Genomic DNA, 17,054 nt, shown 5'->3' with positions numbered 1-17,054 from the left:
ACCGACAGGGCCGCACTCTCCCGGCAGCCTCCTCTGGGAACCGCTCCCGTGAATATCGCCGCCGCGTCCGCCGTCACTTCACCGCGCCGGCCATGACGCCCTGGACGAAGTAGCGCTGGAAGGCGAAGAACACCACCAGCGGGACGACCAGCGACAGGAACGCCCCGGAGGCGAGCACGTCGATGTTGGCGCCGAACTGGCGCATCTCCGACTGCAGCGCCTTGGTCATGGGCTGGGCCGAGGTGTCGGCGAACACCAGCGCCACCAGCAGGTCGTTCCAGACCCACAGGAACTGGAAGATGGTCAGCGAGGCGATGGCCGGGCCGCCCAGCGGCAGGATGACCCTGCGGAAGATGGTGAACTCCTTGCCGCCGTCCATGCGCGCGGCCTCCAGCAGGTCGCGGGGGATGCCCGCGAAGAAGTTGCGCAGCAGGAAGATCGCGAACGGCAGGCCGAAGCCGACGTGGAACAGCACCACGCCGGGGATCGAGCCGAAGACGCCCACCGAGCCGTAGAGCCGGGCGATCGGGATGAGCGCCACCTGCAGCGGGACCACCAGCAGGCCGACCACGCCGAGGAACAGCCAGTCGCGGCCGGGGAAGTCCAGCCAGGCGAAGGCGTAGGCGGCCAGCGAGGCGATGACCACGATGAGGACCGTGGAGGGCACCGTGATCGCGATCGTGTTCCAGAAGGAGGCCACGAAGGTGTCGTTGGCCAGCAGGCCGGCGTAGTTCTCCAGGGTCAACTGGGAGGGCTCCAGGAACACCGTCCACCACCCGCCGGCGCTGTTGTCCTGCGGGCTGCGCAGACTGGCCACGAACAGCCCCAGCGTCGGCAGCAGCCAGAACACGCCGATGACGACGAGCACCACCTGGACCGCGCCCGATCCCAGCCGGTTCACGATCCGGCTCGCCACCGACCGGCGCGGCGCCTCGGCCTCGCCCGCGCCGGCGTCGCTCCCGTGCTCGCGCGGCCGCTGCGCCGCCTTCTCCGATGATGTGGTCACTGGTTCTCCTGCCGGAACCGCCGGATCTGGAAGATCATCGCGGGGACGACGAGCAGCAGCAGGAACACCGCCAGTGCGCTGCCCAACCCCTGGTCGTTGCCGCCCCCGAAGGACACCCGCCACATCTCCAGGGCGAGCACGTTGGCGTCGGCCTGCACCGACCCGGGCGCGATGATGAACACGAGGTCGAAGATCTTGAGCACGTAGATCATCAGCGTGACGAAGACGACCAGCAGCACCGGCGACAGCAGCGGCACCGTGACCCTGCGGAACACCTGCCACTCGGTCGCGCCGTCGACCCGTGCCGCCTCCAGCGCCTCGCGCGGGATCGCCGCCAGGCCCGCGGCGATCAGCACCATCGCGAACCCGGCCCACACCCACAGGTAGGCGCCGATGATGGCGGGGGTGATGAGGGTGGGGCCCAGCCAGTTGACGCCGTTGTAGGGCTCGGTGAAGTTGTCCGCGGCCAGCCGGACGGTGTACTCGCCCTCCCCCAGCCCTTCGAGGGCGAACGTGCCGTCGTCGGCGGTGGTGGCCGTCGCGGCCACCTCGCCGTCGCGCACCGCCTGCACCCGCACGCCCGGCAGGCCCGCCTCGGTGGGGTCGATGGTGCCGGGGGTGCCCTCGCCGCCGCGGGTGAAGTCCACCCAGACGGTGCCGGAGACGCCGTCGCCGGTTGCCTGCGGCGCCGCGGCCGGCACCGCGTCGCCGACCGAGTCGGCCTGCACGCCGACCAGCGGCAGCAGGACCGGGTCGGCGCCGGCGGCGACGGGCCGGTCCAGTTCGTAGCCGCCGCCCTCGGCCTCGGTCAGCGGCGCCTCCGGCCGCGGCCGGGCGTCGGGGTGGGAGGCGGTGGGCGCGACCGTGTCGCGCACGGTGGTGAGGACCGCGTTGGCCAGGCCCCGCTCCGGATCCTGCTCGTAGACCAGCCGGAAGATGACGCCGGAGGCGAGGAAGGAGATCGCCATCGGCATGAACACCACGATCTTGAAAGCCGTCGACCAGCGGATCCGCTCGGTGAGCACCGCGAAGATCAGGCCGGCGACGGTGACCGCGGTCGGGGCGACCACCACCCAGACGACGTTGTTGCGCAGCGCCACGAAGGTGCTGGGGTCGGTGAACATCTCCGCGTAGTTGGCCAGGCCCACGAAGTCGAGACCCGTGGCGTCCCAGAGGCTGCGGTAGATCGAGAACAGGATCGGATAGACCATGTAGGCGCCGAGGAACAGCAGCGCGGGCAGCAGGAACACCGCCGCCAGCCACGAGGGCGGGCCGAGCCGGCCCGACCTCGACGCCCGCGGGGCCGCACCGGCGGTCGCGACCGGCGTCACGACCCTCGGCCTCCCGGTCTTCGGCATCGCGGCCCCCGCTCCTTCGCGGTCGGCCCCGTGCGGGGCGTCACTCATCGGCGTCGGAGGCGGCCTGCTCCAACCGCTCGGCCGCCGCCTCCGGGTCGCTCGGGTCGCGCAGGAAGTCCTGCAGGATCGCCCACATGCCCGACCCCTCGGTGGCGCCGAAGGTGCTGGGGACCTGGTCGGAGAGGTCGTAGCGGACGTCCTCGCCGGCGTCCAGGATCGTCTGGGCGAGCTGCTGGGTGAACTCGTCGGCGTAGGCGTCGGCGGGGACGTTGCCGTTGGGCGAGAGGTAGCCGCCCAGCTCGGCCCAGGTGGTGCCGGCCTCGGGCGAGGCCAGGAAGGCGAGCAGTCGCTGGGTCCCCTCGTCCTCGCTCATGGCCACGGCGATGTCGCCGCCGACCACCACCGGCGGAGCCTCGCCCACGGCGGGGAACGGGAACGCCAGGGCGTCGACGCCGACCTCGGCCCCGGACTCCACGACGTTGGCGGCCACGAAGTCGGCCTCGTAGACCATCGCCGCCTGCTGCTGGCCGTAGACCTGGGTGACGCAGGTCGGGAAGTCGGTCTGCACCGCGCCGTCGGTGCCGCCGTTCATCAGGCTCTCCTCGCCCCAGACGTCGGCGAGGGTCTCCAGCGCCTGGACGACGCTGTCGTCGGTCCACTCGATCTCGTGCGCGGCGAGCCGGTCGTAGTTCTCCGGGCCGGCCTGGGAGAGGTAGACGTTCTCGAACCAGTCGGTCAGCGTCCAGCCGGACGCGCCGCACATCGCGAACGGGGTGATGCCGGCGTCGGAGAGGGTGCCCGCGGTGTCGTCGACCAGGGCGTCCCAGGTCTGGGGCGCCTCGACCCCCGCCTCGTCGAAGGCCTCGGGCCGGTACCAGATGATCGACTTGTGCGCGGCCTTGAGCATGATGCCGTAGGTCTGGTCGTCGACCGAGCCCAGTTCCTGCCAGTAGTCGCTGTAGTTCTCGGCCAGCGCGGCCTCGGCGTCGCCCTCCAGGGGGAACAGGGCGTCCTGGGCCGCGTACTCCGAGACCAGGCCGGGCTGCGGCAGAATCGCCACGTCGGGAGGGTTGCCGCCCTCGATGCGCGGGCCGAGGTAGGCCCCGGTGTCCTCGCCGGTGGAGTCGTAGGTGACGGTGGCCCCGGTCTGCTCCTCGAACAGGTCGAGGACCTGCTCGAAGTTCTCCTGCTCGACGCCGGTCCACTTGGCGGCGACGAGGAGTTCGGCGCCGTCGAGGTCGCCGCCGCCGGCGGTCCCGCCGCCGTTCTCGCCCCCGCCCGGTGCGCAGGCAGCGGCGGCCAGCGCCACCGCGGCCGCGGCCGCGGCCGCGACCGCGGGCACGGCGCGCGCGTTCCTCTTGTGCTCAGGCATGGGTTCCCTCTTTCTTCTGGTGCACGGGGTGGGCGGGGTCCCCCCAGATCGCCGCGCCCGTATCGGGATCGAAGAAGTAGAGCCGTTCGGTGTCGACGCGCACCCGCACCGGGCGGCCGATCGCCGCGGTGGAACGCGGGCTGAACCGGGCGATCATGTCGCTGCCGGCCCGGTCGGCGTCGTCGACCTCGTCGGCGCCCGCGTCGCGGGCGAGCTCGCGGGTGTCCTCGGTGACGACGGGGGACGCGTCGATGCGGAAATGCGCGAGCAGCTCGGAGCCGAGCGCCTCGACCAGTTCGGTGGTGGAGGTGAGCACGGCCCCATCGGCGGCGCCGGCGCCGCCGATGTCGGCGTCCTCCATGTCCTCGGGCCTGATGCCGACGGCGACGTCGCGGCCGATGTAGTCGCGCAGCCCCGGGCGCGCCCGCAGCAGCGAGGCCGGCACGGCCAGACCCTGGCCGCCGATGGCCAGCGCGGCCGCGTCGCCGTCGGCCGAGAGCGCGCCGCGCAGCAGGTTCATCGCCGGGGACCCGATGAAGCCGGCGACGAAGAGGTTGGTGGGGCGGTCGTAGAGCTCCTGGGGCGGGGCGACCTGCTGCAGCACGCCCTTCTTCAGCACGGCGACCCGGTCGCCCAGGGTCATCGCCTCGACCTGGTCGTGGGTGACGTAGACGGTGGTGACGCCGAGGCCGCGCTGGATCCGCGAGATCTCGGCGCGCATCTGCACCCGCAGCTTGGCGTCGAGGTTGGACAGCGGCTCGTCCATCAGGAACGCCTGGGGCTTGCGCACGATGGCGCGGCCCATGGCCACCCGCTGGCGCTGACCGCCGGAGAGGTTGCGCGGCTTGCGGTCGAGGTGCTCGGTGAGCCCGAGGGTGCGGGCGGCCTCCTCCACCCTGCGGTCGATCTCGCCCTTGGGGGTCTTGCGCAGTTGCAGGCCGAAGGCGATGTTGTTGCGGACCGACAGGTGGGGGTAGAGCGCGTAGCTCTGGAAGACCATGGCGACGTCGCGGTCGCGTGCGGGCACCTGGTTGACGACGCGGTCGCCGATGCGCAACTGCCCGGTGCTGATCTCCTCCAGCCCGGCGACCATGCGCAGCGCCGTGGTCTTGCCGCAGCCCGACGGCCCGACCAGGACGAGGAACTCGCCTTCGGCGATGTCGAGGTCGAGGCCGTCCACCGCGCGGGTGCCATCGGGATAGACCTTGCTGACCTGGGCCAATTGGACCTTCGCCACGGCGCGTCTCCCCAGTCTCGTCAGCCGAAACCGTCTCGTTTTCGGTGGAGACGCGATGCCGTGCGCGTCAGGCCGCAGCGCCTCACGGAAACTGTCGTATCAGCGTTTGAGACCGGGGAACAGATCGGCACGATCGCTGTTACCAATCCGTAGCCACACGCGTGCACAGAGAGAAACGAGCAGCTCAGAGTGGCGTTTGTAAGGTCATGTGACGCATGTGAAGTCTGCGGTCAATCCATCCGGAGCGGCCGGGCGGTTCTCTCGGCGGTCTTGACCTCGTCGGGGTGATCGCGACGTTTTCAGGCCCCACAAGGTCAACGTGAGTCTCAACCTCGGCCACCGGGGCTTGTGAAGCCTCAGCCCGAGGACGCAAGCCCGCGGTGACTGGGCGATCCTCTCGCACGCCCTCCCTCCTGGAGCGGGCCTTCACGCCCCCCTGGGGTCGAGGTGGAAGGGACCCACCCGCGCGCCTGCTCCGTCCCGGGGCCGAGGTTGAAACCCAAGGTCAAGAAGTGTCGGCGGGAAGGGGGCGCTATTCGTGCTCCTTGGCCAGGTGGCGGCCGATGACCATGCGCTGGATCTGGTTGGTGCCCTCCACGATCTGCAGCACCTTGGCCTCGCGCATGAGCCGCTCGGCGGGGAAGTCGACGGTGTAGCCGTAGCCGCCGAGGACCTGCACGGCGTCGGTGGTGACGCGCATCGCGGCGTCGCTGGCGAACAGCTTGGCCATGGCGGCCTGGCGGCCGAACGCCCGGCCCGCGTCGCGGCGGCGGGCCGCGGCCAGGTAGAGCTCGCGGGCCGCCTCGACCTGGGTGGCCATGTCGGCGAGCATGAAGGACAGGCCCTGGAAGTCGCCGATGGGCCGACCGAACTGGCGCCGCCGGCGCGCGTAGCCGGCGGCGAGGTCGAGCGCGGCCTGGGCGACGCCGACCGCGCATGCGGCGATGCCGAGCCTGCCCGAGTCCAGCGCGGCCAGCGCGATCGCGAAGCCCTCCCCCTCGGCGCCGATGCGGGCCTCCTCGGGCACCCGCGCGCCGTCGAAGCGGACGGCGGCGGTGGGCGAGGAGCGCATGCCCATCTTGGCCTCGGGGGCGTCGGCCGAGACGCCCTCGGTTCCGGCGGGGACGTGCAGGCAACTGATGCCGCGGCCGCCGGAGTCGGGGGCGCCGGTGCGGGCGAAGAGGGTGTAGAAGTCGGCGGCGCCGCCGTGGGTGATCCAGGACTTGGCGCCGTCGATCCGGTACCCCTCGGGACCGGCCTGGGCCCGGGTGGTCAGCGCCGCGGCGTCGGATCCGGAGTCGGCCTCCGAGAGGCAGTAGGCGCCGAGCAGGTCGCCGCCGAGCATGTCGGGCAGCCACGCGGCGCGCTGGGCCTCGGTGCCGTGGCCGGCGAGCGGGAAGCAGGACAGGGTGTGCACGCTCAGCCCCAGTCCGACGGCCAGCCAACTGCTCGCGAGCTCCTCGACGACCTGGAGGTAGACCTCGTAGGGCTGCTCCCCGCCGCCGTACTCGGCCGCGTAGGGCAGGCCGAGCAGTCCGGCTCCCCCGAGCAGGGTGAACAGGTCGCGGGGGAAGGCTCCGGCCTCCTCGTCCCCCGCGGCGCGGGGGGCGATCTCCTTGACCGCCAGGTCCCTGGTGAGCTCCAGCAGGTCGGCGGCCTCCCGGGTGGGAAGGGTGCGTTCCACGGCCATGCCATCCCCCAACATCGTCGCGCCCGCGAGGGCCCGGAACGTTTACTAGGTCATCCAACTATATGGTGACGCGCAGCACTGTATCTCGCGATGTGGACGGTCTTCCACCCGGGCCGCAGCGGGCGCGCGCTCCGGGCGCGCCCGCTGCGGCGGCTCACTGATGTCCGACGGCCGCGCTCGCACGGGGGGCGGCTGTCGCGGTGCGCGCAAGCCGCAGGCGGCACAGCAGGTCCAGGCCCTGGAGATCCCGGCTCGCTCCACGAACGCGGCCGTCGGGGTCCGATCAGTCCGCCGACACCTCGCTCACCAGCCGCCTGGTGTGGTCGACGGCGCGGACCTCGCCCTCCAGGCGGATCCGGACGCGGTGGCGCACGTCGGCGCTTGACGCGGCCAGGCACAGCTCGATGTCGCCCGGCTCGACGATGCGCCGCCCGTCGCGCCCGGTGTAGGCCGCGAGGTCGGCGGGCACCGTGAACTCGACCCGGCGCGCCGCGCCCGGCTCCAGGTGCACGCGGGCGTAGCCGACCAGTCGGCGCACCGGCCGCGTCACCTGCGCCACGGGATCGCTCAGGTAGAGCTGGACGACCTCGGTCCCCGCGGTGTCGCCGGCGTTGCGCACGGCGCAGCCCACCGTGACCGCGCCGTCGGTGCCCACGGCTGCGGCGTCGACCTCGGCCTGCGGCACCCCGTTGAGCCTGGGCTCCTCCCACGCGAACCGCGTGTAGGACAGCCCGTGCCCGAACGGGTACAGCGGGGTGGGGTCGACCGAACTGACCTCGCTGCGCAGTCCCAGCGGCGGCGCCAGGTAGGTCGAGGGCTGCCCGCCGGGCCTGGCGGGCACGCCCACGGGCAGCCGCCCCGACGGGCCCACCCGGCCCGAGAGCACCCCGGCGATCGCCGGGCCGCCCTCCTCACCGGGGAAGAACGCCTGCACCGCCGCAGCGAGCCGGTCGGCGACGGCGCCCAGGGCGTAGGGGCGGCCGGTGAGCAGCACCAGCACCACCGGCGTGCCCGTCTCGATCAGCGCCTCCAGCAACTGCTCCTGGACGCCGGGCAGCGCCAGGTCCTCGGCGTCGCAGCCCTCCCCCGAGGTGCCGCGGCCGAAGAGACCGGCCCGGTCGCCCAGCACCGCCACGCACACGTCGGCCGAGCGCGCGGCGGCCGCGGCCGCCGCGATCCGCGAGGTGTCGGGGTCGTCGACCCCGCAGCCGACCTGGTGCTCGATCCGCTTGGAGGGCAGCTCCATGCGCAGGGCCTCCAGCAGCGTCGGCACCTGCACGCCGATCGGGACGCCGGGGTACTGGGGGCCCACGTGGCTGGGGAAGGAGTAGCAGCCGAGCATGGCCATGGGGTCGTCGGCGCGCGGCCCGACCACGGCCAGGTTCTGCTGCGGTTCCAGCGGCAGCGCGCCGGCGTCGTTGGCGAGCAGGACGACCGACTCCTCGGCGAGGCGGCGGGCGAGGTCCCGGTGCTCGGGCGGGTCGAGGACGACGCTGCCCCGCACCTGGCGCGCGTCCGCATCGGGCGCGCCGCCGGCGAGCGCCGCGGGCATCGGCGACCAGTCCGGGTCGAGCAGGCCCAGCTCGCACTTTTGCACCAGCACGCGCCGCGCGGCGCGGTCGACCAGCGCCTCGGGCACCTCGCCCGCGCGCACCGCTTCGATCAGGGGCTCGCCGAAGCAGCGCACCGTGGGCAGTTCGACGTCGACGCCCGCGGCCAGCGCGAGCCCCGCCGCCTGCGCCGGCGACCCGGCGACCCGGTGCAGGGTCTGCAGGAACGCCACGCCGAAGTAGTCGGCGACCACCGTGCCCTCGAAGCCCCACTCCTCGCGCAGCAGCTCCGTCAGCAGCGACGGGTCGGCGGCGACGGGGACGCCGTCGTTGTCGTTGTAGGCCTGCATCACCGACCGGGCGCCGCCCAGGCGCAGCGCCATCTCGAACGGCGGCAGCAGCACGTCGGCGAGCTCCCTGGGCCCGACCGACACCGGGGCGAGGTTGCGTCCGGCGCGCGAGGCGGAGTAGCCGACGAAGTGCTTGAGGGTGGCGATGACGCCGGCCGACTGCAGCCCCCGGACGTAGGCGGTGCCGAGCGTGCCGACGAGGTAGGGGTCCTCGCCGATGGTCTCCTCGGTGCGCCCCCACCGCGGGTCGCGGGTCACGTCCAGCACCGGTGCCAGCCCCTGGTGCACGCCGACGGCGCGCATGCTCGCCCCGATGGCGGCCGCCATCTCCTCGACCAGGCCGGGGTCGAAGGAGGCGCCCCAGGCCAGCGGGGTCGGGTGGATCGTCGCCGTCCACGCGGTGAAGCCCGACAGGCACTCCTCGTGGGCCAGCGCCGGGATGCCGAACCGGCCGGCCGCGGCGATCCGCTCCTGGGAGCGCGCCAGGGAGCGCACGCCCAGCGCCGGATCGACCGGTACGGTGCCGAAGGGCCGGGTGAGCTGCCCCAGCCCGTCGGCGATCAGCGCGTCGAAGTCCGGCGGCTCCTCCGCCATGTCGTGCTGGTGGGGCGCGACCCCTTCACCGGACTCCTCCGCGCCGACCCACACCCCGTAGAGCTGGGCGACCTTCTCCTCCAACGTCATGCGCCGCAGCAGGTACTCCACCCGCTCGGAGGCCGGCAGCGAGGGGTCGCGCCAGGCGGCGTCCCCCTCCTCGGCGTCGCCCGGTCCGGGGGCCGTCCGGCGGTCATCGTCGGCAGAGAGCGTCATACCTCGTCCTTCTCGAAGAAACAGGGCTCCGGATCGCGGAGCCGGTGGTCGTGCGCCCGCGGCCGCGGTAAGGGGCCGCGCGGGCGCCGCTACTTGCCGCCCACGCCCATCAGGCCGTTGACCAGGGAGCGGCGGGCGATGAGGTACATCACGAAGATCGGCACCGCCGACAGCACCACGGCGGCCAGCAGGCCGGGGATGTCCACGCGGTACTGGCCCTGGAAGTCGAACAGCCCCAGGGTGATCACCCGTTGCTCGCGCGACTGGGTCAGGATCAGCGGGAACAGGAAGTTGTTCCAGGCCTGCAGCGCGGCGTAGACGGCCACCGTGCTGATCCCCGACCGCGACAGCGGGACGACCAGGCGGAAGAAGGTCCGCACCTGCCCGGCGCCGTCGAGGGCCATGGCCTCGTACAGGTCGTCGGAGATGTCGCGCATCGACCCGGTCAGGATCAGCACGCACACCGGCAGCGCGAAGGCCGCCGTGGGCAGGACGATCGCCGGCAGGGTGTCGTAGAGGCCGAGCTCCCTGATGATCAGGTAGACCGGGATGATCACCGCCTGCGCCGGGATGGCCAGGCCCAGCAGGAAGAACCGGAAGAGCGCGTCGGTCCCCCTGGTCCTGGCCCGCACCACCGCGTAGCCGACCGGGACGGCGAGGACGACCACCAGGGCGACCACCCCGGCCGTCACCAGGAGCGTGTTGCCGACGAAGACCAGGAAGCCGTTCTCGATCGCCTTGGTGTAGTTCTCCAGGGTCGGGTCGCCGGGCGGCGTGAGCGGCCCCGACTCCAGGTACCGGTCGCTGCGCTGCAGGGTCGCCACGAGCAGCGCGTAGACGGGCACGCCGACGACGAGCAGCCAGATGAACGCGCCGAAACCGGCGAGCGGGTTGGCGCGGGTCCGCCGCCGGGTCCGCCGCCGGGGCTCGGGGGCCCGGCGCCGGGCGGTGCCGGGACCGGGGCCCGGATCGGGGGCCGCCGCGGCGGGCGCGGAACGCGTCGGAGCCATCTGCCTCACATCCCCTCCCGGGTGCTGCGCATCGAACCGAAGCCGGTGAGCCGGACCATGACGAGCGAGACGGCCGTCGCCACGATCACGAGCGTGAACGCGATGGCGCTGGCGTAGCCCATCTCGTAGCCCATGAACCCGAACCGGTACATCAGGTACGGGACGATCGAGGTGGAGGTGCCCGGACCGCCGCCGGTCAGGATCAGCACGGTCTCGAAGTAGGTCAGGGAGCCCACGACCATGAGCACCGACGAGGTCGTGATCGTGTTGCGCAGCTGCGGCAGCGTGATGTGCAGGAACCTGCGCGGCACGCTCGCGCCGTCGATCTCGGCGGCCTGGTACAGCGACGCGGGGATCTGGCGCGCGCCGCCCTGGTACAGCAGCATGTGCAGCGGGATGAACTGCCAGGCGCTGACGAACACGATGACGGCGAAGGCCCCCGAAGGGCTGCCCAGCAGGCTGACGCTGTCCAGCCCCAGCCACGGACCGATCCTGGCGAGCGGGCCGAAGTTGGGGTCGAGCAGGGCCTTCCAGATGATCGCGATCGCCGCCGAGGACAGCAGCAGCGGGACGAAGAAGACCGCGGCGAGCACCGCCCGGTTGCGCTGCGGTCCCGCGGCCCACACCCCCAGCAGCATGCTGATCGGCGTCTGCACCGCCCAGCTCCCCACCGTCAGGCCGAGGCTGAGCAGGACCCCCTGGTGCATGACGGGGTCGCCGGCCAGCCGCTGCCAGTTCTGCGCGCCGACGAACTGGGGCGTGCCCAGGCCGTTCCACGACGTGAAGGACAGGTAGGCGACCAGTCCCATCGGGATGACCGCGAAGAACAGGAAGAACAGCGCTGCGGGCAGCGCCCAGACGGCGCCCGGCCGGCCCACTGAGGGGCCGCCCGGGCGGCGGCGCGGCGTCCGCAGCGGCGCGGAAACGCTCACTGCAGCCCCGCCATCGCGTCGACGAACTGCTCGGGCGTGCTCTGGCCGTTGAACAGCTTCTGGATCTCGGTCAGCATGCCCTCGGACACCGAGGGGGGCAGCGCCTGGTCCCAGGAGAGCTGGAAGTGCGGCGCGTTCTGCACCATCTCGTACTGGAAGGTCGCGAAGTCGGGGCTGGGGCTCAAGTCCAGCAGGTCGGCGGCGTTGGTCGTCGTCGGCACCTCGCCGTTCTCGATCATGTCGCGCACGTAGGCGTCGCTGGAGGTCTGCTTCAGGAAGTCGACGGCCGCGTCCTCGACGGGGCTGTCGGCGCTGACCGAGAAGTAGTTGGCCGGGTTGCCCACGACGTTGGCGGGGTCGCCCTCGCCTCCGGAGATCGCGGGGAAGGCGACGTAGCCCAGCCCGTCCTCGGCGAACTCCGGCGCCTGGTCCAGCAGGGTGGAGTACTCCCACGACCCCATCAGGTGCATCGCGCCCTCGCCCTGGGCCAGCAGCGCCGAGGCCGCGCCCTCGGTGTAGCTGACCGAGCCGTAGTTGTCGCCGAAGGCGCCGCTGTCGACGAGGTCGCGCACCATCTGGGCCGACTCCAGGACCGCCGGGTCGCGCCAGCCCTCGGGGTCACCGCTCTGGATGCGCTGGAAGACCTCGGCGCCGCCGTTGCGGTCGACCAGGTACTGCAGCCACATCTGCTCGGTCCAGGCCGTGGCGCCGGCCAGGACGAAGGGGGTGATGTCCTCCTGGGTGAAGGTCTCGACGAGCGCGAGGACGTCCTCCCAGGTCTCCGGGGGCTCGGCTCCGACCTGCTCGAACAGCTCCTCGTTGTAGAAGAGGATCACCGGCTGGGTGCCGCGCATCGGAACGCCGTACTGGACGCCGTCGATCCGGCCCGCCTCCATGACGGAGGGGATGAACGACTCCTGGAACTCCGGGTCGGCCTCCATCATGTCGTCCAGCGGGAGCAGCATGTCGGCCTCGACGTAGGAGCGGATGCTGCCGCCGCCCCAGTTGAAGAACACGTCGGGCTGGTCGCCCGAGCCCATGGAGGTCCGCAGCTTGTCCTGGTAGCTGTCGCCGGGGACCTCGGTGATCACGGCCTGGGCCCCCGATCCCTCGTTGAACCGCTCCACGGCGCCCTGCTGCACGACGACCAGGCTGTCCTGGTACATCCACACGTCCAGGGTCTCGTCGCCCGCGGCGCCGCCACCCGAACCGCAGGCGGTCGCCACCACGCCCAGCGCGGTTGCCACCGCGATCGCCCGCGCCGCCCTCATCGCCGCCATCAGATCTCCCTCGAAACTATCGGTACTTTTACCGAAATGCTTGAGGCCAGAAGCTACGTTGTCGAAACAACGAACGTCAAGACCTTAATGAGACACTCGCCACTCCCGACGTCGCGTTTTCCGAAGATGCCAGTACAATTGGGCATCGTGACTGCAGAAGCGGGGCCGAACCACCGAAACGCGGCCGACACGGAGACCATAACGATCTCGAAAATTGCGGAAGCCGCGGGCGTATCCGTCCCGACGGTCTCCAAGGTCCTCAACGGCCGCGCCGATGTCGCACCCGACACCCGGTCCCGGGTCGAGGAACTCATCCACCGGCACGGCTACCGGCGCCGCCGCGGCCCGGGCGGCGGCCGCTCGACAACGCTGGACCTCGTCTTCCACGAGCTCGACAGCGCCTGGGCCATCGAGGTCATCCGCGGGGTGGAGCGCGTCGCGCGCGCCGAAGGGCTCAGCGTCGTGCTCTCGGAGTCCGGCGGCGCGCAGACACCGCAGGACTCATGGGTGGAGTCGGTGCTCGCCCGCCAGTCGGCCGCCGTGATCCTGGTCCTCTCCGACCTCGAGCCCGCGCAGCAGGCGCGGCTGTCGGCGCGCGGCATCCCCTTCGTCGTCGTCGACCCCACCGGCGACCCCGGCGACGACGTGCCCTCGATCGGATCGGCCAACTGGAACGGCGGCCTGGCCGCGACCCGCCACCTCATCGAGCTCGGCCACGAGCGGATCGCGGTGATCGGCGGGCCCCGCGACGTCCTGTGCAGCCGGGCCAGGATCGACGGCTACCGCGCCGCGCTCGACACCGCGGGGATGCCCGTCGACCCGCGCCTCATCCGCACCGGCGACTTCCACGTCGAGGGCGGCCGCGACAACGGCCGCGACCTTCTGCTCATGGACGACCCGCCCACGGCGGTCTTCGCCGGCAGCGACCTGCAGGCGCTCGGCCTCTACGAGGCGGCCCGCGAACTGGGCGTGCGCGTGCCCGAGGACATCAGCGTCGTCGGCTACGACGACCTGCCCCTGGCCCGCTGGGTCGGCCCGCCGCTGACCACGGTGCGCCAGCCGCTGACCGAGATGGCCGAGGAGGCGACCCGGCTCGCCCTGAGCCTCAGCCGGGGCGAACGCCCCGCCAACCTGCGCCTCGACCTCGCCACCAGCCTGGTCGTGCGGCAGAGCACTGCCCCGCCCGCACGCCGATAGTTTCGAGAACGACGGAAACGGCCCCGGCCCGAAAGACCGGGACCGGGGCCGGCGCGGGAGGGGTCAGCCCTTGACCGCTCCGGCGGTCAGGCCGGAGACCACGAAGCGGCGGAACACCAGCACCAGGATCGCGATCGGCGCGGTGACCGACACCGCGGCGGCGAAGATCGTGCCGTAGGGGACCTCGAACGTCGTGCCGTACAGGGCGATGCCGACCGGGATCGTGCGGAAGGCGTCCTGGGAGTTGAAGGTCAGCGCCATCAGGAACTCGGTCCAGGTCGCGGTGAAGGTGAACACCCCCGCCGTGAACAGGCCCGGCTTGACCTGCGGCAGGATCACCGAGAGCACGGTGCGCGTCGGCGAGGCCCCGTCCACCCTGGCGGCGTCCTCCAGCCCGCGGGGCACCCCCAGCATGTAGTTGCGCATGATCCAGATCGCGAACGGCAGGTTGAACGCGATGTAGGGGACCATCAGCCCGATGTGCGAGTTGAGCAGCCCCAACTGGCGCTCCATCAGATAGAGCGGGATCAGCACCGCGATCGACGGGTACACCGAGATCATCAGCAGCGCGATCATCACCGGACCGCGCCCGCGCATGGGGGTGCGGGCCAGCGCGTAGCCGGCGAAGGTGGCCAGGCCGACCACCACCACCGTGGCGCACAGGCACACCACCAGGCTGTTGACGATATAGCGGCCGAACCCGACGCTGACGAAGGCGTCGACGTAGTTGGCGACGGTGACCTCGTCCGGCCACGCCGTCGGCGGCACCCGCCCCACCTCCGAGGCGGGCTTGACCGAGTTGACCACCAGCCAGTACAGCGGCAGCGAGGTGAACACCACCAGCACCAGCGCACCGAGGTTGACCAGGTTGAACACGCGGCGAACGCCGCGCCGCCCGCGCGCGGTCATGCCACCTCCTCCTTGCCCACCTGGGCCTTGAACGCCTTGAGGAACAGCAGGCACGCCCCCGCCACCAGCAGCCCGGTGGTGGTGGCCACGGCCGCGCCCGGACCGATGTTGAGGTCCTGGAACAGCACCTTGTAGCCCATGACCGCCAGCGACTGGGTGGCGATCCCCGGGCCGCCGCCGGTCAGCACGAACGGCAGGTCGAACACGCCGAACGCCTGCAGGATCCGGAACAGCACCGCCACCGCGATCGTGGAACGCAACTGCGGCAGTGTCACCCGCCAGAACGTGGTCCAGGCGTTGGCGCCGTCGACCTCGGCGGCCTCATAGACGTCGCGCGGCAGCATGACCAGACCGGCGAGCACGATGATCGCCACGAACGGGGTGGTCTTCCAGATGTCGGCCACCATCATCGCCCCGATCGCCGGGGCCGGCTGGCCCAGGATCAGCGGCGTGGAACCGGTGACCGCCTCCACCGCCCAGGTGATCACCCCGTAGGAGGAGTTGTACATGTAGGCCCACAACTGCGCCGAGACCACCGTGATCATGGACCACGGGATGAGCAGCAGCGCCATGATCCAGCCCCGGCCGGCCCCCAGCCGCTCCATCACCAGCGCGGCCATCGTGCCCAGCACCACCTCCACCGCCACGGTCACGACCGTGTAGAAGACCGTGAAGCCCAGCGCGTAGTACCAGTCGGAGGAGGACAGCAGCGCCACATAGTTGCCGAAGGTCAGCGCGTCGATGGCGAAGCCGTCGTAGGTGATGCGGACCTGGGAGAAGCTCAGCACCAGGGAGAACACGATCGGGAAGATCGTGACGCCGCCGATGACCAGCAGCGAGGGGGCGGTGTAGAGCCAGCCCGTCCTGGCCATCCGCCGCTCCACGGCGTCGCGGCGCACCGTTCCGGAACCGCGGCGGGGCGCGCCGCCGCCGGGGTCGGGGCGGGGCCGCGCCGGAGCCGTCGGCCTGCTCAGTCCGGTCGTCACAGCGCCTCCCCGTCGCGGGCCCGCCGCATGCCCTCGGCCATCTCCGAAAGCACCGCGCCGGCGTCCCCGCCGCCGTCGACGATGAGCGGGTTGGCCGTGGTGTAGATCGCCTTGCTGATCTGGGGGTAGTGCGGCGACTGGGTCGGCCGCACCACGAACTCGGCGTCGGCCGACAGCCCGAACGTCGGATTGTCCTGGCCGACCACCTCGGGGTCGGCCAGGACGCTGGACAGCGTGGGCGTGTAGGGCGATGTCGTGGCCATGATGGTCTGCGCCTCCTCCTGCGCGACCCAGCGGGCGAAGGCCAGGGCCGCGCCGAGGTGCCGGGTGTGCGGGTTCACGAAGTTGTGCCAGCCGCCGAGCGTGGACAGCCGCGGTCGCCCCGAGCCCTCGAAGGTCGGGCGCAGCGTCGCGCCGACCTTGCCGGCCACCGCCGAACCCCCGGGCGCGTTGGCCGCACCCCAGGCGTAGGACCAGTTGCGCAGGAACGCCGACTGGCCGCCGGAGAACGCCGTCATCGCCTGCTCCTCGGCGAAGGTGCCCACCGCCGCCGGAGACACCCCGTCGGCGACCAGCCCGGACATGAACTCCAGCGCACGCCGGCCGGCGTCGGAGTCGACCAGGACCTCCTCGGCCCGCTCGTCCATCAGCGCGCCGCCGGCGTCGGCCAGCATCTCGGCGAAGTTGCAGGTCAGCGTCTCCGAGGATGCGCCCTGCCAGACGAAGCCGTAGCGGACGTCGCCGGCCTCGGTGAGCCTGCCCGCGGTGCGGTGCAGCTCCTCCCAGGTCGCCGGAGGCTCCAGCCCGTGCTTGTGCAGCAGGTCCGCGCGGTAGTAGAGGAACGCGATGTCCAGATACATCGGGAAGGCCCAGGCCCGGTCCTCGTAGCTGACCGCGGTGACGATGGGGTCGGGGTAGCCGGACCAGAAATCGGCGCCGTCGGAGAGCATGCCCAGCGGCATGGCCAGCGAGTGGTGGGCGAACTGGGCCGGCCAGGCGCAGTCGCCGAGGTAGACGTCGGGGGTGACCGCTCCGCTCGCGATCTGCGTCGTCAGCGTGGTGCGGCGCACGTCGGTGGTCGGCGGCACCTGGACCAGGCGCACCGTGATGGTGGGGTGGCGTTTGTGGAAAGCCTCGATGAGGGTGCGCCGCAGGTCGTTGCCCTCGTTGTCGGACAGCTCCTGCGACAGCCAGTCGATGGTGACCGGTTCCTCGGGCAGCTCGGTGCTGCGCCCGGCCATCGGGTCGGCGACGCCGGCCTCGCGGGCACAGCCGGCCAGCGAGGCCGCCGCCAGGGCCGCACCACCGGCGAGCAGGGATCTACGCGACAGCCGCATGTCGTTGCTCCTTGGCGACGGACCGTCAAA

The 17,054-nt window shown here is 72.0% G+C and carries 13 protein-coding genes; 1 reads left to right on the top strand and 12 read right to left on the bottom strand.

Annotation, left to right across the window (positions count from 1 at the left end; all coding sequences use genetic code 11):
• Positions 1-73 precede the first annotated feature (73 nt).
• The 9 genes from HDA32_RS10385 to HDA32_RS10345 form a co-directional block, all read right to left on the bottom strand.
• The gene (locus tag HDA32_RS10385) at positions 74-1,006 is read right to left on the bottom strand and encodes a carbohydrate ABC transporter permease (protein WP_179642992.1); all 933 of its coding nucleotides are present in this window, start codon (positions 1,004-1,006) and stop codon (positions 74-76) included.
• Positions 1,003-2,364 (bottom strand): ABC transporter permease subunit, encoded by a 1,362-nt coding sequence (locus tag HDA32_RS10380; protein WP_179642991.1) that lies wholly within the window; start codon positions 2,362-2,364, stop codon positions 1,003-1,005. Before HDA32_RS10380 ends, HDA32_RS10385 begins: the two co-directional genes overlap by 4 nt.
• Before the next feature lie 40 nt (positions 2,365-2,404).
• Positions 2,405-3,736: an ABC transporter substrate-binding protein gene (locus HDA32_RS10375; RefSeq protein WP_179642990.1), complete on the bottom strand. Its 1,332-nt coding sequence runs from the start codon at positions 3,734-3,736 to the stop codon at positions 2,405-2,407.
• The gene (locus HDA32_RS10370) at positions 3,729-4,973 is read right to left on the bottom strand and encodes an ABC transporter ATP-binding protein (protein ID WP_179642989.1); all 1,245 of its coding nucleotides are present in this window, start codon (positions 4,971-4,973) and stop codon (positions 3,729-3,731) included. The genes HDA32_RS10375 and HDA32_RS10370 overlap by 8 nt, the downstream gene beginning before the upstream one ends.
• A gap of 532 nt (positions 4,974-5,505) precedes the next feature.
• Positions 5,506-6,663, bottom strand: coding sequence for an acyl-CoA dehydrogenase family protein (locus tag HDA32_RS10365; RefSeq protein ID WP_179642988.1), 1,158 nt, complete (start codon positions 6,661-6,663; stop codon positions 5,506-5,508).
• Between the two features lie 283 nt (positions 6,664-6,946).
• Positions 6,947-9,373, bottom strand: coding sequence for a beta-xylosidase/alpha-l-arabinosidase (locus tag HDA32_RS10360; protein ID WP_179642987.1), 2,427 nt, complete (start codon positions 9,371-9,373; stop codon positions 6,947-6,949).
• Between the two features lie 89 nt (positions 9,374-9,462).
• Positions 9,463-10,383 carry a carbohydrate ABC transporter permease gene (locus HDA32_RS10355; RefSeq protein ID WP_179642986.1) on the bottom strand — a complete coding sequence of 307 codons (921 nt, stop codon included), beginning with the start codon at positions 10,381-10,383 and terminating at the stop codon, positions 9,463-9,465.
• A 5-nt stretch (positions 10,384-10,388) separates the two neighbouring features.
• Positions 10,389-11,315, bottom strand: a complete 927-nt coding sequence (locus tag HDA32_RS10350; protein ID WP_312863124.1) for a carbohydrate ABC transporter permease — start codon at positions 11,313-11,315, stop codon at positions 10,389-10,391.
• Positions 11,312-12,595 carry an ABC transporter substrate-binding protein gene (locus tag HDA32_RS10345; protein ID WP_246334286.1) on the bottom strand — a complete coding sequence of 428 codons (1,284 nt, stop codon included), beginning with the start codon at positions 12,593-12,595 and terminating at the stop codon, positions 11,312-11,314. The genes HDA32_RS10350 and HDA32_RS10345 overlap by 4 nt, the downstream gene beginning before the upstream one ends.
• Before the next feature lie 198 nt (positions 12,596-12,793).
• Between HDA32_RS10345 and HDA32_RS10340 the strand changes: the two genes are divergently transcribed.
• Positions 12,794-13,792, top strand: coding sequence for a LacI family DNA-binding transcriptional regulator (locus tag HDA32_RS10340; protein WP_312863414.1), 999 nt, complete (start codon positions 12,794-12,796; stop codon positions 13,790-13,792).
• A 63-nt stretch (positions 13,793-13,855) separates the two neighbouring features.
• Here HDA32_RS10340 and HDA32_RS10335 read toward each other — a convergent pair whose 3' ends face one another.
• The 3 genes from HDA32_RS10335 to HDA32_RS10325 are packed head-to-tail and all read right to left on the bottom strand — an operon-like array spanning position 13,856 to position 17,024.
• On the bottom strand, positions 13,856-14,701 hold the full coding sequence (locus tag HDA32_RS10335) for a carbohydrate ABC transporter permease (protein WP_179642984.1): 846 nt from the start codon (positions 14,699-14,701) through the stop codon (positions 13,856-13,858).
• A complete protein-coding gene (locus tag HDA32_RS31370) occupies positions 14,698-15,687 on the bottom strand; it encodes a carbohydrate ABC transporter permease (RefSeq protein ID WP_312863123.1) in 990 nt (329 codons plus the stop codon). Before HDA32_RS31370 ends, HDA32_RS10335 begins: the two co-directional genes overlap by 4 nt.
• Positions 15,684-17,024, bottom strand: a complete 1,341-nt coding sequence (locus HDA32_RS10325) for an extracellular solute-binding protein (protein WP_179642983.1) — start codon at positions 17,022-17,024, stop codon at positions 15,684-15,686. The genes HDA32_RS31370 and HDA32_RS10325 overlap by 4 nt, the downstream gene beginning before the upstream one ends.
• Positions 17,025-17,054: the final 30 nt, after the last annotated feature.

Origin of the sequence: Spinactinospora alkalitolerans, from assembly GCF_013408795.1 — a bacterium.
Classification (GTDB): domain Bacteria; phylum Actinomycetota; class Actinomycetes; order Streptosporangiales; family Streptosporangiaceae; genus Spinactinospora; species Spinactinospora alkalitolerans.
The sequence above is the reverse complement of the archived record's forward strand: the minus strand, read 5'-3'. Positions and strand labels throughout refer to the sequence as shown.